At 55.9% G+C, this 20,574-nt stretch carries 15 protein-coding genes; 5 read left to right on the forward strand and 10 right to left on the reverse strand.

From position 1 onward, the window contains the following. Positions 1-219: 219 nt before the first annotated feature. Entirely contained in the window at positions 220-3,141 is a 2,922-nt protein-coding gene (locus tag RBB62_RS07940) for a hypothetical protein (RefSeq protein WP_309398203.1), read from the forward strand. Here the strand turns inward: RBB62_RS07940 and RBB62_RS07945 are convergent. Continuing rightward, positions 3,108-4,295, reverse strand: coding sequence for a glycosyltransferase family 4 protein (locus RBB62_RS07945; RefSeq protein WP_309398204.1), 1,188 nt, complete (start codon positions 4,293-4,295; stop codon positions 3,108-3,110). The genes RBB62_RS07940 and RBB62_RS07945 overlap by 34 nt on opposite strands. A 183-nt stretch (positions 4,296-4,478) precedes the next feature. Here RBB62_RS07945 and RBB62_RS07950 point away from each other — a divergent pair, with 183 nt between their 5' ends. The 3 genes from RBB62_RS07950 to RBB62_RS07960 all read left to right on the forward strand — a co-directional run bounded on the left by RBB62_RS07950 (position 4,479) and on the right by RBB62_RS07960 (position 9,026). Further along, entirely contained in the window at positions 4,479-5,774 is a 1,296-nt protein-coding gene (locus tag RBB62_RS07950; RefSeq protein WP_309398205.1) for an FtsW/RodA/SpoVE family cell cycle protein, read from the forward strand. 104 nt (positions 5,775-5,878) lie between these two features. Then, positions 5,879-7,630, forward strand: a complete 1,752-nt coding sequence (locus RBB62_RS07955; RefSeq protein WP_309398206.1) for an Rne/Rng family ribonuclease — start codon at positions 5,879-5,881, stop codon at positions 7,628-7,630. A gap of 340 nt (positions 7,631-7,970) precedes the next feature. Next, complete coding sequence (locus tag RBB62_RS07960; RefSeq protein WP_309398207.1) at positions 7,971-9,026, forward strand: hypothetical protein; 1,056 nt, start codon at positions 7,971-7,973, stop codon at positions 9,024-9,026. A 66-nt stretch (positions 9,027-9,092) separates the two neighbouring features. On the opposite strand, the gene RBB62_RS07965 is transcribed toward RBB62_RS07960, so the two are convergent. Further along, the gene (locus RBB62_RS07965; protein WP_309398208.1) at positions 9,093-10,202 is read right to left on the reverse strand and encodes an acyltransferase family protein; all 1,110 of its coding nucleotides are present in this window, start codon (positions 10,200-10,202) and stop codon (positions 9,093-9,095) included. Positions 10,203-10,709: 507 nt separating this feature from the next. Here RBB62_RS07965 and RBB62_RS07970 point away from each other — a divergent pair. After that, a complete protein-coding gene (locus RBB62_RS07970; protein WP_309398209.1) occupies positions 10,710-12,182 on the forward strand; it encodes a hypothetical protein in 1,473 nt (490 codons plus the stop codon). A 347-nt stretch (positions 12,183-12,529) separates the two neighbouring features. Here RBB62_RS07970 and RBB62_RS07975 read toward each other — a convergent pair whose 3' ends face one another. From RBB62_RS07975 to RBB62_RS08010, 8 genes are all read right to left on the reverse strand, one after another. Next, positions 12,530-13,948 carry an MFS transporter gene (locus RBB62_RS07975; RefSeq protein WP_309398210.1) on the reverse strand — a complete coding sequence of 473 codons (1,419 nt, stop codon included), beginning with the start codon at positions 13,946-13,948 and terminating at the stop codon, positions 12,530-12,532. 145 nt (positions 13,949-14,093) lie between these two features. Further along, positions 14,094-14,618 carry an LPS assembly lipoprotein LptE gene (lptE, locus tag RBB62_RS07980; protein ID WP_309398211.1) on the reverse strand — a complete coding sequence of 175 codons (525 nt, stop codon included), beginning with the start codon at positions 14,616-14,618 and terminating at the stop codon, positions 14,094-14,096. 3 nt (positions 14,619-14,621) lie between these two features. Next, positions 14,622-15,998, reverse strand: a complete 1,377-nt coding sequence (locus tag RBB62_RS07985) for a tetratricopeptide repeat protein (protein WP_309398212.1) — start codon at positions 15,996-15,998, stop codon at positions 14,622-14,624. 180 nt (positions 15,999-16,178) lie between these two features. Beyond that, positions 16,179-17,174 carry a beta-ketoacyl-ACP synthase III gene (locus tag RBB62_RS07990; RefSeq protein ID WP_309398213.1) on the reverse strand — a complete coding sequence of 332 codons (996 nt, stop codon included), beginning with the start codon at positions 17,172-17,174 and terminating at the stop codon, positions 16,179-16,181. A gap of 4 nt (positions 17,175-17,178) precedes the next feature. After that, the gene (locus tag RBB62_RS07995) at positions 17,179-17,889 is read right to left on the reverse strand and encodes a DUF3047 domain-containing protein (RefSeq protein WP_309398214.1); all 711 of its coding nucleotides are present in this window, start codon (positions 17,887-17,889) and stop codon (positions 17,179-17,181) included. A gap of 350 nt (positions 17,890-18,239) precedes the next feature. Next, complete coding sequence (gene plsX / locus RBB62_RS08000; RefSeq protein ID WP_309398215.1) at positions 18,240-19,322, reverse strand: phosphate acyltransferase PlsX; 1,083 nt, start codon at positions 19,320-19,322, stop codon at positions 18,240-18,242. A gap of 146 nt (positions 19,323-19,468) precedes the next feature. Then, positions 19,469-19,648 (reverse strand): 50S ribosomal protein L32, encoded by a 180-nt coding sequence (rpmF, locus tag RBB62_RS08005; RefSeq protein ID WP_309398216.1) that lies wholly within the window; start codon positions 19,646-19,648, stop codon positions 19,469-19,471. A 366-nt stretch (positions 19,649-20,014) separates the two neighbouring features. Then, positions 20,015-20,431 carry a hypothetical protein gene (locus RBB62_RS08010; RefSeq protein ID WP_309398217.1) on the reverse strand — a complete coding sequence of 139 codons (417 nt, stop codon included), beginning with the start codon at positions 20,429-20,431 and terminating at the stop codon, positions 20,015-20,017. Positions 20,432-20,574 lie beyond the last annotated feature (143 nt).

Raw genomic sequence — 20,574 nt, forward strand, 5'->3', positions numbered from 1 at the left:
CTAATGCAAGAGTTTGTGACCCGCCTGACAAATATCAATGCTGAGCCTTGATTTTAAGCAGGTTATAAGCGCCGCTATGCCCTATATTACTAGCAATTCTTGAAACTGAGACACGTTCGCTATTAGGTGGCAAAATGTTGTGGTTTTAATCCTAATGATAATCTTAATTAGGTGGGTTTTTGCATTGAATTGATCGTTTGGCGCAGTCTGTATTAATTTATGCCCCCGCTTTTCGCCGTTTTGACGCGCTATGCCTGCCTCATGCTGGTTTTTACCGGCACCTTGCGTGCGCAGGAGCCATTGAAGCTGGACACTGATTTTGCGCCCAAGCTCTATGGCTACGGCCGCGTGCCGGAGATGGCGTGGAATCCCGTCAGCGAGTGGCTTTACTGCCGCGTGATTGCCGAGAAAATGAACGGTCAGCAGCTGACCACCAACTTGCTCCGCTTCACAGCCGATGGCGAATGGGACGACACTTGGGCGCTCGAGCACGATGGCGAAATCACCTGCATCGCCGTCGAAGACGACGGCAAGCTGCTCATCGGTGGTGAGTTCACCGAGGTCGACGGGCATAGTACGTATCGCGTGGCGCGGATCAATGTGGATGGAACGGTGGACACGTCCTTTGTGGCGACAGGGCTCCCAGACACGCCGGAGTTTGAGGTCGTCGAAGCGCTCGGCGTGGATGCGCAGGGCAGGGTGTATGTTGGGCTTTACGGTGAGGGCGACAATGGCGCGATTCGCTTGTCGCCCACCGGTCTTTTTCAGCAACGCTTGGTCAGCGACATGAATGTTAAGTGTTTCGGCTTTTTGAGCGATGGAAGCGTTTTAGTCGGCGGGGATGCCTTGCTGAAGTTTGATTCAAGTGGGGACGTGGACATGGGTTTTGACGCTCGTATAGAGTTGAGGTACGAAACACACAGCTTTTATGAGCCGCCTTACCTGGAGATTAACGATATCCTGGTCGTCACTTATGATGGCGAAGAATGCATCTGGGTTGCGGGGCGATTTGACCATGTGAAGAAATCGGAGCCAGACGACTTTTGGCCGTACGAAACGCACCAGGAAATCCATGGTTTGGCTCTGTTGGATAGCAGCGGTGCATTGTCCACACTGCAGCAAGAGAGTTTTCTGTTTATACCGGAGTTTGGCTTGGGTTCTAATGACTACTTTAGTGTTTTGGACATCTGCCTGTCTTCTACCAATGGCGTAGCTTATTTGGCCGGTAAGTATGTGCCGAGCCCATATGGAATTGGTGACTTGAGGAGTTTGGAATCTGGCTCCATTCGTTATTCTTCTGTCTTAACGGATAGTGCTTTTAATACGCCCAGTGGGAGCTATCCCACTTGCTTTGCGGAAACTGATCTAGGCTGGGTATTCGGGAATACTCGTGAAGATGCTGAGACAAATGCAGCATGGGCTTTGAGTTTTGATTACGCTGCAGATGAAATAAATGAGAACATTCATTTGTATGAGCCACGTGTTCCATCTGAAGTTATTCCCCGCTCAGATGGAGGATTGTTTCTCAGTGGGCGTCAGGTTCGTGAGGTTAGCGAAATCGCGGTTCCGGGCTTAGTCGCGTTAAAGAATGACATGGAAATCGATGAGAGTTTCCAACTGGACACGGGGACCGTATATGTTGAGCAGCTATTTTCCTTTCCTGATGGTCGTATTTTGTTCTGCGGGTCTATATCTGGAAAATCGCGTCAGATGGTTTTGCTCAACCCTGATGGTAGTGTCGTGGAAGGGGTGCAGTTTACTTATGTGGGGTCGTTGCGAGCTGCCTTAGATACTATGAAGATGATGTGGCAAATGCCTACCGGAGAAATTCTTGTGCGGGGAATTTCCGCATTGGATGATGTTGAATTGGGCGAGCTCACATTACTCGATTTTACGGACATCGATACCAAGTTGGAAAAAGCCGAACGGCTTGGAGTTTCTCTCTTGGACACGGGTGTAATCGTGACGTCATTTCAACCAACCATCACGATGGATGTTCATGATGCGGCTGGCCAGAGTGATGGCCGCATCGTCTTTACTGGTTCTTTTGGTGATCTGGGAAATATTGTAAGGCTGAATCGTGATGGAACCGTAGATAGCTCTTTTCTGGCGATGAACGATTTAGCCCTAGTTCCTGAAGACGCGCAGATCGAAGTGGACGCTTTGGATCGGCTGTATATTAGTTCGGGAACCTACGATAGAGTTGTCATCGCAGATGAGACAGAACGAACCGTGGTGCGTTTATTCGCTTCGGGAGAATTGGACGAATCCTACCAATTTGTCGGTGTAATGATTGTTTGGGATATGGTCGCTTTGGCAGATGGTGAGCTTGTCATGCTTGCCAGCTCCTTCGGAGAATTATTTCAAGATTATAATCAGATTGTCTTCTTTGACGGACAAGGCAGCTATGTCGCTGAGAATCGCGTGGATTTTGGTTATAATTCGCGAAAGATCTACTATTCGGACGGAACAGTTTATTCCCGCTATGCGCTACGTGGCATTGCCGACTGGGGGCGCGCGGTTTTGCCGGACCCGCCGGGACCGCAAGCTAGTATTTACCCGTCGATTATGACTGCCCGCGAAGGCGCAGACGCCACCTTCTGGCTGGCGGATCGTGGGGCGGGAGAGACGTATCAATGGCTACAGGGTGGGGCGCCGATTGCGGGCGCGACTGGGCCAAGCCTGACGCTCGATCCTGTGGCGCTGGCCGATGCGGGCGAGATCAGTGTCGAGGCGACGGGGCCCGGAGGCGAGGTCACGCGGACGGCGACGCTCAGAGTGGCCGGGTTTGATTTCGAGCAATGGGGCGCGCAGCGTGGGTTGACGACGGAACAGCTCGCCGAGCCGACTCGCGATTTCAATGGCAACGGGTTGACGCTCGGTGAAGAATTTCTCTTACGCACAGACCTCGGTGGCCCGACTACGCGCAATTGGGCCCGTCAGGCTTGGGATGGTGAGGCGCTGGAGCTCAGATGGCAGATGTTGCCAGGGCGTCGCTATTGGGTGGATTGCTCCCCGGACCTCGTGGAGTGGGCTCCGCTTACGAGCTACACCGCAGACGCTGTTGAGAATATAGCCGTGAGCTTGGTGCCGACGGGAAACTGCTTCTACCGGGTGCGGGTCGAGTTGCCGAGCGAGTAGCCTTCGCCTCCGTAGCGGGTGCGGGTGGCGCGTATGTCGTTGTCTTCGAAAAGCTTCAGGTAGATTTCGGCCCAGCGGGCGTTGAGGTAGTCGGGTTCCAGAGGGCGCAGGCTCCGGCGGTTGACTTGGGGGAAGGCGCGTTTGCCCTCGATCAGCTCGGCGATCATGGTTGCCAGGGCGCGCGAGTTGTTAGTGGGAAATTTGAGACCGTTTTCGGGTGGGGCAAACAGGTCGGCGGCTCCCACAGTGTCACTGGCGATCACGGGGACTCCGGCAAACAGGGATTCCACTACCGCGAGGCCAAACGGTTCATTTTCGGCGGGGTGGACGAGGAGATCGATTTCGCTGAAAAACGCCTTCACGTCATTCTGGTGGCCGCGCCATTCCACGATTTCGTGAAGGTGGTGTTCGTGGACTAGGTCGCGCAGGAGCTGAGAGTAGTCCTGGGAAATGTTTTCGTCGAGCGGGTCGCCGATGTGGATGAATTTCACGCGTCGTCGGATCTCAGTCGGTAGCCAGCCGAGTGCTTCGAGGATGATTTCCCAGCGCTTCCAGTCAACGATGATGCCGCAGCCGCCGATGGTCAGGGTGCGCTCGGTTTCGGGTCCGAAGAAGGGTGGGATGGTTTTGCCGGGGCGGCGAAGACTGGGTGGAACGCTGCCCGGAATGCAGTCGCGCCAGTTTTCAGCGGGCAAGCCGTAGTAGCGCTTCATTGAGGGGCACAGGAAGATCATGCGGTCGCGCATCACGGCGTGTCCCAAGCGGTAAAACCAGCGTTGCGGGTTGTTCAGGTGTACGGTGACAACCACTCTTTGATGCCCGAGCAGCGAAAGGATGATGCCTAGTAGCACGCCGCCGCGGGAGTGCCCGTGAAATATAAGATTATGGCGTCGCACGAGTTTGCGCCGGAGCCAAGCGACTTGTTTAAGGCTGTCCCATATCGCCATGGGCGACAGCAGCCTACTGTAGTCTCCCTTGCTAATGCGCAGGAGCTTCATGTGGGGGTGACGCGTTTGCTCGAAGCCTTCTTGGACGATCAGGATGTTGCGCGCGCCATTTTGCCGAGTCACCGACCGGATGTAGGAGAGGGTGCCTCCAACATCCCAGCCGGACCCGACAAAATGTAGAACGGTCGGCCCCTTATCAGTTAGCATTTTGTACCCTTATATTATTCTGCGAAGCGCGCCCAGCAGAATTATTCGCACGGGTTAAATCTATTGATAAAGAATCTTCCGGCGGCTTAATTCCGGGTGCAAAGGCTTGCGGCGAGGCATAAATGGCCTTTGTTTCCTAAGTTTCACTGAACGCTTCGCCGCAAAAGGCGTCCGATAATTTTAATGCCTCCAATTTTACTCACGCTGACGGAGCTCTTTCGTCAATTTCCCCTGCGCCGCTTCATGCAGTTCGGCGAGGAGCATCGCAGCGACTGGGTGAGCCCGCTGTGCATGGCTCTGCTGGGGATCATGGGCGTATTTTTCATCTATTCTGCTCAAAAATATTTGGGTGGTAGCGCTTGGAAAATGCAGATTATCTGGCTTGTGTTGGGTGCGGTGGCCTACATGGTGGTATCTTTAGTAAACTACAAGTTTTACTTGGAGAATGCCCACATATTTTATTGGTTTTGTGTGGCCTTGCTGGCACCGTTGGCGCTCCAGGCAATGCTCTATAGCGTTGGTTTGGAGATTAAGATTCCTCTGGTCGAAACTCGTTGGGGATCAACAAGATGGATCGACTTTGGGCCGATATCGATTCAGCCTTCGGAAATCGCTAAGATTGGCGCGTTGTTGATGGTCGCCAGCCTGCTCGCCCGTTCAGAGGTCGGGACCTTTCGGGAGTCGATTAAGGTCTTGATAAAAGTTGGGATAGCATTTTCAATACCAGTGTTTCTGATTTTCCTGCAGCCCGACTTAGGGTCTTCGCTGGTTTTCCCTCCAATGGTTTTCAGCCTGCTTTACGTATCTAAGTTATCGGAGAAGTTTTTTGCCACGGTTTTCGGACTCTTCCTCCTGGCAATGGCTTTGGTAGCTGTGGATGTGTACCGGTATCAGGACTTCATGCACGCCAACAGCCTTGATTTTCAAAAGGATGCTGGGCGGTTTGAAGAGCATTCGCTGCTGCCGCTGAAGGATTACCAGCGCAACCGGATTCTCGGCTTTGCGGCGCCTGCGGTCGTTGACCCCAAGGGCACCGGAGTGGCCTGGAATCTCAATCAATCACTTTACGCCGTCGCCGGAGGCGGGCTGACGGGCAAGGGTTTGGGTGAAGGCACCCAGGCTAAGCTCGGCTACCTGCCGCCAACGGTGGCGACAAACGACTTCATTTTCGCGGTCCTGGCAGAGGAGTCAGGATACGTCGGCGCTTTAATTGTATTAACCCTCTTTTTCGTACTGGTCGCAAATGGCATCCGAATCGCCGGGATGGCGCGCGACCGCTTCGGCGCTCTTTTAGCCGTCGGAGTTTCTGTAATATTAATGATCCATGTATTCATCAACATCGGCATGACGATCGGCTTGATGCCCATTACTGGGCTACCCCTGCCGTTCCTCAGTTACGGTGGTTCCTTTGTTTTAAGCTGCTGCATCCTGCAAGGTCTCATTCAAAGCGTGTATCGCTATCGTCGGGATTTCTCCTGATAATGAACCTGCTTTTTCCCCCGAGCGCGCATTATGCCTCGGGCGCCGCCGTTTACGATCTTGGAGCTGCTGGCCGATGCCCAAACCATTAGGCATAGCCAACAATGACTCAATCAACCAAGAACACTGATACGATAGACCCCCAAACTCACGAAGAACTCCAAAAACCACCCAAAGAAGAAATTATTGAACACATTCCTGCGGAAAAGCTGAAGAAAGAATCACGCAACCGCGCCAAGAAACAACCCATCCTCCAAAAAATAGCCCGCGCCTTGTCTGCTCAAAAGCACGAACCCTACCGCGAACTAATCATCAACGCTGAACCGCTGGAGACGCGCGTAGCTCTGCTCGTCGACGGCGTTCTGGACAAGTTCGAAGTCGAGCGCACCGGCGAGCAACGCATGGTCGGCGCTATCTTCAAAGGCAAGATTCAGAATTTGGAAAACGGCCTCAAGGCCGCCTTCGTCGATATTGGTCAACCCAAGAACGCATTCCTCCACTACTGGGATATCGTGCCCGGCGCGCAGGAAGACAACTCCATCGAAGTCGTCCGCGACACCCGTTCCGAGGAAAAGCGAGGCAAGAAGGTCGAGAAGCCTAACCTCAAGGACATCCCCAAGATGTTCCCGATCGGCACGGAAATCATCCTCCAGATCACCAAGGGCCAAATCGGCTCCAAGGGCCCGCGCACCACGACGAACCTCGCTATCCCCGGTCGTTTCCTCGTGCTCATGCCGTTCTCCGGACAGTGTGGCGTATCCCGCAAAATTGAAAACAAGGAAGAGCGCGACCGCCTCAAGGGCATCCTTCGCGGGCTGAAGATCCCCGAGGGTATGGGCGTCATCATTCGCACCGCCGGCGAAGGCAAGAAGACGCGTTACTTCGTGCGCGACCTCTATATGCTCCTCAAAAAGTGGGAGGAAATTCAGCATCGCCTCAAGACGCAGGACGCGCCGTGCATGCTCTACCAGGAGCCCGACATCATCGAGCGCACCGTTCGCGACTTCCTCACCGAGAATATCGACCGCGTGCTCGTCGACAGCGACCAGCGCCACAAGGCGATGATCGAGTCCGTCAACCAGATCTCGCCACGTTCGCGCCGCAAGATCGCTCATTTCTCGGACGACATCCCGATCTTCGAACGCTTCAACATCGAGCGCCAGATCGAGCAGACCTTCCAGCGGCGGGTTCCGCTGCCCAGCGGCGGCGAAATCGTCATTGAGGAAACCGAAGCCCTCGTCGCTATCGACGTCAATACCGGCGGTCACCGTGGCAAGGACAAGGACGGCAAGAATTACATCGTCAACGTCAACCTGGAGGCCGCATCTGAGATCGCCCGCCAGGTGCGCCTGCGCAACATTGGCGGCCTGATCATCATGGACTTCATCGACATGAAGGCCAAGAAGGACCGCAACGCCGTGCTCAACCGCATGCGCAAGGAGATGGCGCTCGATAAGGCCAAGAACCACATCTTGCCGATCAGCCCGCTGGGCATCATGCAGATGACGCGTCAGCGCCACTCGGAAAGCCACAGCTCCGGCATCTATGAAGGCTGCCCATATTGCTCCGGCAAGGGCATCGTCAAGAGCCCGCGCAGCATGAGTGTGGAGATCCAGCGTCGCCTGGTGTCGATCATCCGCCACGTCCGCGCCGACGAGCGCAAGCAGGGCCTCCAGCTGAGCCTCCGCGTGCTCATCCACCCGACGAATCTGGAACGCCTCCGCCGTGAGGACGCCCAGCACCTCGTGGACATCGAGCATGCCTATAACGTGCAGCTTTCATTCCGCGCCGATCCGGCCTACCACGTGGAAAACTTCCGCATTCTCGACGCCGAGTCTGGCAAGGAAATGCGCTAAGCGCCCACGCAAATACGTTTTCAAAACAACGCCCGCCGGTTCGAAGCCAGCGGGCGTTTTGTTTAGGAACGCGAAGCTTTAGCGAGTGTTGGCGTAGACTGTCATGTGTGTTGGCAAGGGCCACGGACAATCAATATTCAGTAACACTGCCTCAACGGGGCAGTGTTAGTAGCAATCAAGATACAAAATGAATGTGTGTTAGCAGTCAGAAGCCCCACCTTCGAAATCAGCTTTGTCGGGGCAGCGACCGCTTGATTTCTGTAACGATTGTGGTTTTATGGGGTTACAGGTTTACGCACAGACCTGCTTCGATGTGTTGAACGTTATTCCCTGATTGCCCATGATCCGCACCGCCCTTCTGCTTGTTTTTCTCGCACTTTGCGCCCCACTTCACGCCCAGCGTTACGATCAGGAATTGCTTGGTCGCTGGCAGGTTGTCTTTCAGGAGCCGCCGGAGCAGAAAATCGTCGAAGCACAGCTGCGTTCGCTCAACCTGGGCTTTCTCATGGAGCGCATTGATGTGCCAAAACTGGACCCGCTGATCATCACCATTGCGCGCAACAAGTTCCTCATTCAGGCAGATGACCAATTGCTCGAAGAATACAACTGCGTGCTTGAGCCCGGCAAAATCGAGATTCTCAATCGGCAGGAAAAGCTTTCGCCCGTGCCCCGCGAATACACCTACCAGCTCAAAGAAAACGAGCTGCTGCTCATGGGCACGCTCAACAAAATCAATAACCTGCCCGTGACGCTTAAGCTCCGCCGCGTCATGGCGATCCCGACATATGGTAACGGCTCGCGTGGCTGGATGTCGCGCCAGGGCTTCCTCGATGTCGGCACGTCCACGCGCTTTACGGGAGATCAGGTGACCATTTCACGCAAGGACAAGAAGCCGATTGTGGTCAGTGTTGGGCAACTGGCACCGCTGGATCAAATTTCCCTGCACGAGCCTGAGCTTGTCGAACCGGATCGTATTCAGCCGACTTGGGAGCAGGAAAAGCAGCGCTTCATTGGCCTGCCTTACCCGATCAAGACCAGCGAAGCCGAGGACATCGCACCGATCTTTTTTACCAAGGAGTATTACTTCGACGAATCGCAGATGGACGAAGGCTACCTCATCACGATTTATAATACCGACGAGGGCGTGGTAAAATTTCGCGCGCAGGGCAGTGGCGGCGGGACGAGCCGCGGCGCGCTCAACATTCGCTTCCTGAAGGACCGCAATGACTACGACAAGATGATGCTCTGGATCAATGACGAGGAAGTATTCGAGCGCCCCTTGGAAGAAGTGAAAAAGGAGCAGGCAGAAACTTTGGAAAAAGAATCCGCCGCCGCCCAAGGCAATACCCCCGCCGAAGCCGCCGAGCCCGCAATGAGTTCGGAGGAGATGATGTAGGGCCTAGAGATAATATGAAGTTGCCCGGGTCCAGCCCTTGCTCAACCCGGCAACTTCATGTTATCTCTAGTTGCTCTCTGCTCTGACCTCTTCGTTGACGCAAACCGCCTGAGCCTGAGCAGGGACTCCGCTTGGGCTCGATTTCGAGCCGTTGTTGCGCTTGATACGCTTGCGGAGTTTCTGGATCGGCTCATCCACCAGGTGGACGATGATGGCGGAGATGATGATTGAGGTGATCGCGCCCACCACCATGAAAAGGATGCCGGTTGGCTGCAGGTAGCCGTAGTGTAGCTTACCCCCGGACAAGCAGAGCACCAGTGCGCCAGCCTGCCAATGGACGAGGTAGATCGGGTAGCTGTAGTTGCCGATGTAGTTATCTATTTTGCTGGAATACCACTTCGGCTTGTATTGGGCGAATGCGAGCACGCAGATGAAGATCAGCACGAGGTTGATGTAGAAGCCCCCGTTGTAGATCCAGCCATCGAGGATCTTGTAGTTGATGACGAACGTGGCCACAAAGTTGAAGCCGGTGAGGCCCAGCCAAAAGTAGGGTGCCCGGATCGGCAAGCGGTTGAAGTAGCCGAGCAGCTGTTCGCGGTAGTGGTAGGTGCATGCGCCAAGCGCGAAGGGGAGGCTGCTGGCCCAGACTGTGTAGTAGCGTATCGCCCAGTTTTCGAAATTGGTTATCAGTAGGTAGGCCGTGTAGAAGATGCTTGCGATGAGCCACAGGACGGCACCGCGCTTGAACTTGGAAATGCCGATGCCGATCAGAATGTAGTTAAACAGCTCCACGCTCAAGGCCCAAGTCGGGGGCGAGAGGCGGATCGGGTCTTCGGTCGAGAGCACGATGAAAATGTTTTCCAGCCAGGTTTTGAGGGAGTCTGGCATGGTGATGGCGGCGTGGTAGTCGGTCACCTTGGCACCATACGCGATGAGTAGCGCCAGGGAGATGCCGATGGCCACCCAGTAGGTGGGGTAAATGCGGAGGAAGCGGTTGAGCGCAAAGCGGTAGCGGCCTTTGAGTGAGTAGCCGTAGCTCTCGTGCATGATGTAGGTCATCAAATAGCCGCTGAGAATATAGAAACCGAAAACCGCATAAATGCCGAATTGCGAAGGACCGTGTAGATGCCCGATGACGACTGCTAAGGCTAAAATCGTTCTAAATACCCCAAACATATCTCTATTAGTAGCAATTTAAATGCGGCAAACTGCGTAGCAAAATGTGTTTGCCGGTGGATTATTAGCATTCCCGCTGTCAGTATCCGCGCAAACAAATAATCGGAAGCCGCGAGAAAAAGCAAAAAAGTTGTCCGTGGATTCACGCCCTGGGGGCTGGTGCCCGGTTTTTGCTATTAGTCAGCACGAGTGAGAGCCACTCACCATTAGCCAGAGCTACTCACTATTATTGAGTGGCGCCGTAAACTAGACATAATGCAGAAAAAGTGGCCCATGCAGCCCATATAACCAACGTAGCCTGTGTAGCCAGCTGAGTCATTGTGCAAAATGGCGCTCGATGGTAAACTACCTGAGAAATCGATAGTCAGGAGTAGGGTAGAAGATATATTTTCACTGAATCGACACTTATGTGAAAAGAATTCATACTTCGCTCTGCTGCTTGCCGTCGGCTCAGAAACCGTTAATTTCCTCACCTTTGACAGCTGCTAAAATTCAATTTACTATATCATGAGCACCGTTACCGACATACCCGAATACATCGACGGCCTACCCAACGTGGCTGGCGCTGAAACCCTGATCGAAGAGACCATCGCCGAAGCGGCGAAGCGCTCCCCCTACGCGGGCGACAACTCGATCAACTTCGATCATATCAAAGCTGCTGCGGCCATCGCGCTGCACCAGCACCAACCGCTGATCCCTCAGCGCACGGGCAACCTCCAAACAGCCCCCCTCATCAGCAACCTTCGCCACATGCGCGAGCACCCCAGCGAAGGAGACAACCACAACTGGCAAGCCTTCGCCTGGTGCTACAAGCGCATGGGTGAATTCGTCCCCGAGCTGGTGGGCGCCGGCAAGGAGCCGCGCTGCATGCTGGAATACTCCGGCACACTGTTCCACGGCCTCCGCGACATGGGCCTTAACGACGTCATCGAGTCCCTCCAGGGCATCACGATGAACCCCGACTACTGGCGCTGTATTGAGTGGCTCGGAATGCCGTGGGGCCATGCTGTCGCGCCGTCGACTCCGGTCCAGGATTACCGCCTGCATGTAAAGGCGTTTCAGCAGCACTTTGCCTCTATCTTTGGCCTGGAAGCTCTCGGCCGCGTCCGTGGTTTCTCCCCGTCTGAAATGGCGCTGCCGAACCAGCCCGACGTCGCTTACGAATTTGTGAAGACCCTCGTGGACTGCGGTTTCGAGTGGGTCCTCGTCCAGGAGCACACCATCGAGCTGCCCGAGACCGGCCACGGCCCGCAAGCCCGCCACCTCCCGCACCGTTTGGTCGTCCGCAACAGCAATGGCGACGAAGTCAGCATCATCGCGATCATCAAGACGCAGGGCAGCGACACCAAGCTCGTCGCCCAAATGCAGCCTTACTACGAAGCGCAAAGCCTCGACCGCTGGGAACTCGCCGGTAAGCAGGTTCCGCCGATCGTTACCCAGATTGCCGACGGTGAAAACGGCGGTGTGATGATGAACGAATTCCCGGGCAAGTTTAAGGAAGTCGTCCACAACGCCTCCCACACCAACACCCCGCTGATGAACGTGTCCGAATACCTGGACAAGCTCTTCGGCATGGGCATCAAGGTCACGGACTTCCCGGTCTGCCAGCCCGTCCACCAGAAGAAAATCTGGGACAAGGTAAAGCCCGGCTGTGGCCCCAAGAAGCTCGAAAAAGCAATTGAAGACTGCAAGGCCGAGGACCATCAGTTCCACATGGACGGCGGTTCCTGGACGGATAACATCTCCTGGGTCAACGGCTACGACAACGTGCTTGGGCCGATGGAAGAAGCCAGCTCCATCTTCCACGAGAAGGTGCTCAAGCCCGGCATGCCGACCGACGAAACCCGCTACCGCAACGCCCTGTTCCACCTCATGAGCTCGCAGACCAGCTGCTACCGCTATTGGGGTCAAGGCGAGTGGACGGACTTCGGTCGCGAGATCTGCCGCCGCGTCGGCGCCATCGTCGAAAGCGACTATTAGGAGCGGATGGCGGAGGTCTGAGGTCTGAGGACGGAAGTCGGATGGCGGAATGCCAGCGAGGCGCGCAGTCGATGCGTGATCAGCTGGTGCCGTAATTCCTTCGACTAGCCACGGACCTCCCCCCCCGGAGTCGGCACGTTGCCCCCCCTTGGCTTTGCTTTGCCCAAGTTGCAAGAAGCGGGCAGGGGAAAGTGCGATTCGCATTTAGCTTACCCCCCCCCCGCCCCCTCCGGGCGCACGGTTGCCATTTTTGCTCAGCAAAAATCTTTGGATGCAACGGCACGTTGCCACGTTGCCACGTTGCCATGTTGCCATGTTGCGTGTTCTTTGAAAAACAGAATGATCGATTAAACCGCGTGCTCGGTGTCGTCGGCTTCACCGCGGCGAGCTTCCAACTGGGCGCGAATTTCTCTCATACGCTTTTCGTTGAGTGGGTAATACCAGAGCATTACGAACGCTATGACATTGGAGATTGCGGGAATGGTCGCGAACAAGACACGCATCATGAAGATGGTGTCCGGGTCCTGGTCTCCCCCGAGATCGATATCGAAGCCGGTTACTTCGAGCATCATGCCCGCCAGGAAGAACGTAGACGCCATGGTCACTTTGGTAATCCAACCGCCCACGGAGCCAAACATTCCCTCACGGCGGGAGCCATTGCGCAGCTCGTCGTCATCACAGATATCGGCCTTCATGGAGGTGGTAATCGTCCAGAAACCGGCGGCGAGCGGGGCCATCATCAGCTGGGAGACGAAGAGCAGGTTGGGGTAGTCCTTGTTGAATAGCCAGAATTTGCTCACGGCCCCAACGAAACCGAGTACCACCATGCAGCGCATTGTAAAGAGCTTGCCCCAGCTCTTCCCCATCCAGTTGATGAGAAACAGCGAGAGGATGGCGCCGACGGTAAAGGCGTTTGAGGCCTTGGCCCAAAGGTAGGAGCCGGTCTCTACGTCGCCGCCGAATATGTAGTAATAGATGATGTATGGGCCCATCGCGCCAACCATGTTGCCGCCGATGCCAGTCGTCAGGAGAATGGCGGTCAGGATGAGGAAAGGCCTATTCTGGAAGGTGAGCTTTATACTCTGCCAAAAGGGGAACTTTTTGGATTTTTTCGCGATGTGGAAATAGCGCTCTTTGACGAAGATTGCGGGCAGTAGCCCCCCAATGATGATTGCAATGGCGACATACCAACTGATGAACCTCATCCCATGTAGCGTTCCGCCAAATACCGATGCTTGTGCGAGCGGAAATATCCAGGGGATGCAGAAAGCGAACACAAAGCTGAAGAACATCTTGAAGCTGGAGACCGACGTTCGCTCATGGTAGTCGGGTGTCATCTCCAGCCCCAGTGTGTGGTAAGGGACCGTCTGGATCGTGGCGCATAGATAGAAGATCAGCATGGCGCACATGTACCAGACGAATATCGCGGTATCGCTCCAGCTTTCAGGGACCATCCATATTGAAACGAAGGCGATCGCGACCAGGAAGGTGCCAAGGAAAATGTATGGCCGGCGACGGCCCCAACGGGTATCGGTATCATCCGAGATTTTCCCCATGATCGGGTCCGTAAAGGCATCCACGATGCGGGAGATCATCAGAACGAGCCCGATTTTACTCGGGTCCAGGCCTAGGGTGATGTTGAAAATCGGATACGCCAACCCCTTGACGCCATCATTGGCCATCTGGAAGCTGCCGGAACCGGCACCATACATCAGTTTTTCTATAAAGGGGACTTTGTCCTTGGCTGCGGTGACATGTTGGGACATTGATGTCATATCATGGGCTTGATGCTTCGCGTCAATGGCAAACTATCAAGCATATGATCTAACGCGTATTTATAAACAAAGCTGCTGATGGATTGAACAAATCCATCAGCAGCTTGAAATTAAAAAGCGCTCTGAGGCGCATTGATTACCAGGCTCCGAGAACCTGATTCGCAATCTTCTCGGCGAGACTCCGCGTCAGCACTGGCATTGCCTGGTACTCCGACTGAATGAAGCCTCCGTTGGTGAAGGCTTGCTGCGTGGCCATGAGCTCACGCTTTTGGATATAAACTTCGCCGGTCTTGTTGTTGGTCAAGGTGACTTGCGCTGTGAGCATCAAGGTGAATGCGCGGGCGACTTGGGTGTCGTTAGCCTGAGTCGCTGCAACGCCCTTTTGGTAGTCGATGAGGACGACCTTCAGAGTGGTGTCTGCGCCCTTGTCGGCAATCTTCACCTGGCCGCTTTTGTTGAGATCGGCGATGAGTTGATTGGCCAGGGTAACTTCGGCCTGTGGTGCGAAGGACTTGTTAACGATCGGCTCGACGTAAACCGTCTTGAAAGGCAGCTCTACGTTGTCGCCGAGTTGGTAATTCGCGCAGCCCGCTGCCAGCCAAAGGCAGAGCAGGGCGGGCACAAGTGCGAGCAGGCGCATGGCGTTGTTTCGCAATTGCATGACTTAGTTGCCTCCGGCGGGCACGTCCTGGCTTTGGGCCTGATCCTGCTGGAACTGGTTGATTTCCTTTTGCTGCTTGGTGTCCGGGCCAGGTGGGTTGTAAGGAATCATCTCGTCTGGATCGAGTGGTTCGATCGGAACTGGCTCAAGGACCCCGGTTTCCGGATCTACAAAGTAATCGTCGATTGGCGCGCTCACGCCCTCGTATTCCTTCACGTCGTCGCCGTCGAATTCTTCCAGCGCTTCGGCACCAGGTGTTTCAAGGAAGGCGTCGGTTTGCTCGATTTGGAATTCCTGGTCTTGAAGGGCGTCAATTTTCGACTGGTCTTCGTAAGCGGCGTAGCTTGGGCGCTGGTAGCGGCCGAAAATCCAATCAACCGGCGTCTTGGGCGGCTGGGCACCGGAGTCGATCTTGGCAATCATTTCCTGAGCCTTGGTGGCAATGGCAGATTGCGGAGATACGGTGATCGCTTCGGAATACATCACGCGGGCCGCGCGTGGGTTGTTGCGGTACTTCCAGTAAAAGTCTCCGACTTCAAACTTACTTTCGGCGAGTGTTTCTCGCATGTAGTAGAGTCCGGCTTCGGCTTCGAATGAGCCAGTGCTATCTGGGTAAAGCAGCAAGTAGTCCTGATAAAAACTAACGGCCTCGCGCGTGGCACCTTGGTCCCAGGATGGCCCTTGGACGAGAGATGCGTAAACGTCGGCTAGCTGTAGATAGGCGTCGGGTGTGAGGACGCTGGACGGGTAATTGTTGATCAGACGGTCGAGCGCGTCGATGGCGTCTTCCGGCTTGTCGTTGTCGCGGCCCATGAGGGCGATGTTCATCAGCGATAATGGCGCGTATTCGCTGAAGGGAGCTGCGGCCACGATTTCTTCATAAACTTCGATGCCGATTTCGGGGTCCGGGAACCACGGAATCGTGCCCCAGAGGTAGGGGATGGCACCGTCCTGTACTTCTTCGGCCAGTTGATACATGGCCTCGATGACGGCATTGAAATTGTCGTAGTTCGGGTAGCGCGTGAGGATGGCTTGGAATTCCTCCTGGGCGCTTTCGAATTGGTTGCGCTGCGTGTAGAGCTTGCCGCGCTGATAGTGAGCTTCGGGCGCGTAGATGGACTCCGGGTAGTCGTCGATGACGTCTTCGTAGAGGTCGAGTGCGCCACCACGGCTACCATCTTCCTGCTTGGCGCGGGCTTCGTTCATTAGCTCCAGCGCGGTGCCAGTGGGCGCATCTTCCAGCTTGTTGCCAAACAGGGCCTCGGTTGCGCCGCCTTCCATCCGCCAGCCTTGCTCCGGCGTCCAAATCAATTTTGCCTGAGCGACGGATACGGAAATCGTCAGGGCCGATACAATGCTTGCGAACTGAAGGTGTTTCATAGCTGCCACGGTTTAATCTAAAGAGGCCTTGGCGGGCTCTAGCAAGCCGAATTCCCAAAGGATTTGTCATTGGTCATCTGCGATTTGCGATTTTCCAGTTGAATGGCGCAATCTGGGGTGAGGCGCCTTTGGCGAATGATCAATCTAAAATGAAAAATGACCAATGGGCTATCTGGCCGCCTACTCAGGCCAGCGCACCACGGCTCCGCCCCAGGTAAGGCCGGCGCCAAAGGCGGTCAGCAAAATGTTGTCGCCGGGGCCAAAGTAGCCCTTTTGGCGGGCTTCCCACATGGCGATCGGGACCGAGGCCGCAGAGGTGTTGCCGTAGCGGTCGATGTTCACATAGACGCGGCTCATGTCCACCTGCAGGCGCTTGGCGAGCGACTCGATGATGCGGATGTTGGCCTGGTGCGGGATGAAGCACTTGATGTCGTCAGGGACGAGGCCGTTTTTTTCAATGGTTTCCAAGGTGATGTCGCCCATCTCGCGCACGGCGTTTTTGAAGACTTCCTTGCCGTTCATCTTCAGGAAGTGCTGGCGGGCGGAGACGGACTCAGCACTGGCGGGCATGCGGGCGCCGCCGCCGGGCATGTTGAGCAGGTCCATCTTCGAGCCGTCGGCGCGCAGGATGATCTCGCCCACGCCGGTGTTGGCTTGGTCGGAAAGGGAAAGCACGGCGGCGCCGGCACCATCGCCGAAGAGCACGCAGGTGGTGCGGTCTTGCCAATCGAGGATGCTGGACATCTTTTCGGCACCGATGATCAGCGCATTGCGGTAGGCGCCGGACTTCATCAGCTTGGCGCCGACTTCGAGGATGTAAAGGAAGCCGCTACAGGCCGCGACGACGTCAAAGGCGGCCACGGTGCCCAGGCCGAGCTCGGCTTGGACGAGGCAGGCGGTGGAGGGGAAAGGCATGTCCGGGCTCATCGTGCCGACAATGACGAGGTCGACCTCGTCTTTGCTAATACCAGCGTCGGCGATGGCGGCGCGGGCGGCTGCGGCGCCGAGGCTGGAGGCGGTTTCGTTTTCGCCGGCTAGGCGACGTTCACCGATGCCGGAGCGCGAGCGAATCCAGTCATCGGAGGTGTCGATGACTTTGGAGAGATCGTCATTGGTGACGACCTTATCTGGAATGCTGGTCCCGAGACCGGAGATGATAACCGAAGATGCGGTCATGGTATTATTGAGAAGAAACTTGTAACCAGTCCACGTAGGCGGTGGACGACTCGTGAGTGTTGTCGCTGTCGGCCATGATGCTGATCACGGCGTCGGCGGGCGGCTCCTCGCCAAAGGCGGCTCGGAAGTCCTCTAAAATGTTGGCGCGCTCCTGATGCCACTGCTTCAAATCGCCGGAGCCGGAACGTTTAACGATGATGCGCGCGCGATCGGAGTAAGGGCAAGGAAGAATGTTCTCCGGCAGGTCACTGCGATTGGCAAACACGTAGTGCAGCACGCGGTAGGGCGGGTAGTCGCCCCAAACGAGCTTTTGCATCTTGAACCAGCGGCGCTCGGAGGCGGAGACGCTTTTCGGGTCGAACTTGAAGCAAACACTCACGCGCAGGGGAAAGTCGTCGCCGTCCTTTTGCTGGGCGTCGCCCTTGGAGAGCGTGTTGTCCACATTCCAGCGCCAGGTGAGGATGGGCGTCGTCGCCGGTTGAAACTTCTTGGCAAGGACAATGGCGGACACGGAGTCGTTGGAACTGGCGCAAAGGTAGCCTTCGGGCGTGATGCTGTAGGCGGTGTCGGTTTGCAGCGGGAAGGTCAGCGCTTCCCAATTTTCCATCTGGTCGAATTGCTCGTTGAGCAGTGGCGCGAGGGCGGTCGCCTGAGGCGTTGCTCCGTGTGCGCTACAAAAAAATAAACTACCCCCGAGGGCTAGAGCACTTTTCATTTAACTTGGCCGATCAGGTGGGGATAAGATTGGATGCAGCGCAAGGCGGCATTGATTGAGCGGGCTGGAAGCCCGTGATTGAAATGCCAACATAGCGAACTTCCAATCTGTCCCCAAGCGAGTAACCGAGTGCTTTTCCGCGCCAGCAGCGTTGGCTTTTCGCTCACAGGCTTCCAGCCTGTAACGCTCAAGCCGCCTTGCTGGACACGAAAAATCACAGCGGCCTGGTCGGCCAAGTTATATGAAAAGTGCTCTAATGCCGCCAAGCGGGGGAGCCAGTGGAAAATCGTCATTCGTAAAGGTGCGTCTTAGTCGGGGGAGCGCCGGCTGTTGGGAGGCGCGCGTTTACATTAGGAGTTATCCGCCGGAGTTGAGGCGACGGCGCGAGCTTTCATGATGCCGTTGCCTTTTTCAATGTCTTTTTGCACCTGCTCCTCCATGTCGTGGCGGAGCGTTTCCAAGGCGATTCGGATGGCGCTGCGGATGAAATAACGGTCGCTCGAGCCGTGCGTTTTCAGCACCAGGTGATTGAGCCCGAGCAGCGGCGCGCCCGAGAAGTTGTCCGGCGAGAAGGTCTTCTTCATTGCCTTGAAGGCACCTTGGGAAAGCAGGGCACCGAGCTTGCGGATCGGTGAGGCCATGAGCTCGTCCTTGAGCGTGCCCTTCAAAGTGCTGTAGCAGGACTCCAGGGTCTTGAGCAGGATGTTGCCCGTAAAGCCGTCGCAAACAACCACATCGACGACGTTCTTAAACGTGTCAAAGCCTTCGACCGGGCCGATGTAATTGATCATGCCCGCGTCGCCAATGTCCTTCAAATACTCATGCGCTTCCATGATGCGCTTGGTGCCCTTGCCCTCTTCGGTGCCGATGGTCATCAGGCCAACGCGCGGGTTTTCCTTGCCGGTGGCAGAGGCGTAGTAAGCCGAGCCGAGGATGGCGTTGTGCGCGAGTTGGGTGGACGACGTTTCGGGCTGGGCGCCGGCGTCGATCAGCAAAAAGTGGTGGTCGCGGCTGGGGATAATGGTCGCCAAGGCCGGTCGCTCGATGCCGGGCAGCTTGCGCAGCATGAGGGTGGCGGCAAACATCAGGCTACCGGTGTTGCCGCAGCTGACGGCCGCGCCAGCTTCGCCATCCTGGACGAGCTTGAGCGCGGAAATCATGGACGAGCCCTTCTTTTTGTAGCTGTCCTTGGGTTTGTCGTCCATGCTGATGACGTCCGGCGCATGGTGGATGCGCACGCGGGGGTCGTTGCCCAGACCACACTCATCGAGGAGGGGCTGCAGGGTGTCTTCAGGTCCGACAAGGATGACGTTTTGCAGGGACTTAACCTCGTCCAGGGCCATGCGGGTGGCCGCAACAACTTCGGCCGGTCCCAGGTCCCCGCCCATGGCGTCAACTGCGATAGGGTGATCGCTGGAAGAAGCGGTGCTCATTGGCGCTTGAGGCTGTGATACAACGGGCGTGGGTCAAGCTGCGAATCACAGGCAGTTAGGAAATGCATGCGGAGATGGCTGCCGTAGGACATAAAAAAACCCGGCCGTAATGAGCCGGGTTGGAAAAATGGTGCGAATCGCGCAGACTACAGCTCGACTTCGACGACTTGGCGACCGCGATACATCCCGTTGGCCGGGTTGACATGGTGCGGCTTGAAGGTGGTGCCGTCGGTGCTGTCCTTGGCGAGAAGAGGCGCCTTGAAACGGTTTGCGCCGCGACGAAGGCCACTGCGCTGCTTGGATTGCTTACGTTTTGGTTGTGCCATGGTGAAAGGTGTTTGGTGGTTCCGTTATTCGGGAAAAGTGGAGAAAATGGACAGCGCCAGCACGCCCGTCAATAGCAAATTCGGCTGATTCAGGCGTTCTTTAGGCGTGAAGATGGCTGATGTTTTTTAAGTCGTTCTTCAGCAGTGTTATGCGTAACTTTCTTGTCGATTTTACGCGCCAAACCAATACTTTTATGCACTTTTCTGGCCAAAATGGGGCCGTTCTATGGCATCTAAAGCAAACTTTTGGCGGCCAGGTGCCGAGAAGAAGCGCGTTTTTTACCGAAAGGCCGGCTCTGCGGCATGCTCAGAGCAAAAAAGCGCGGGAAGATTCGGTGCGCAGGTCTGCCCGGGCGGAGGCGCGCCCTACGATTCGTTGTCGATGAGCAGTTTGACAAGTGGGAATTGGTAATCGCCGAAACTGAGGACGACGGTGCGGGTTTCGCGGGATTCGAGCAGGATGCTGCGGAAACTGGGGTTGACGCGCTTGCCGTCGGCGAAGATGCCCACGAAGTTCCTTGGCTGGATGACTTGGCGGCCGTCCATCTGGTTTTTCAGGGTGACCATGAAGAACCGGGCGCCGGATGGGGCGCTCATGGCGCGGTAGTTGACGACTTCAATGAACGCCACGGTCGGCTTGAGTGTGGTTTCGTCCTCGTGGAAGTGCACTTCGTCCTCGGTGATCACGCGGCGATCAAAGGTGGCGGCGTCGGCGGTGTCGAGCGCATGGGCGGAGAGGCCACTAACAATGAGCGCCAGCAGGGCAAAGGCTTGGTATTTCATAGCAGAGGAGTCTTTGGGTTGGTTATTGCTTTTCGAAAATGATTTTCAGCAGCGCGATGCGGCTCGCTGGGGTTGAGAGATTGGCGAGTGAGCCAGCCGGCGGCGGTGGCCAGGAGGGTGACGCCGAGGAGGGCCAAGGGGGT

Origin of the sequence: Cerasicoccus maritimus (genome assembly GCA_031296935.1) — a bacterium.
Taxonomy (GTDB): domain Bacteria; phylum Verrucomicrobiota; class Verrucomicrobiia; order Opitutales; family Cerasicoccaceae; genus Cerasicoccus; species Cerasicoccus maritimus.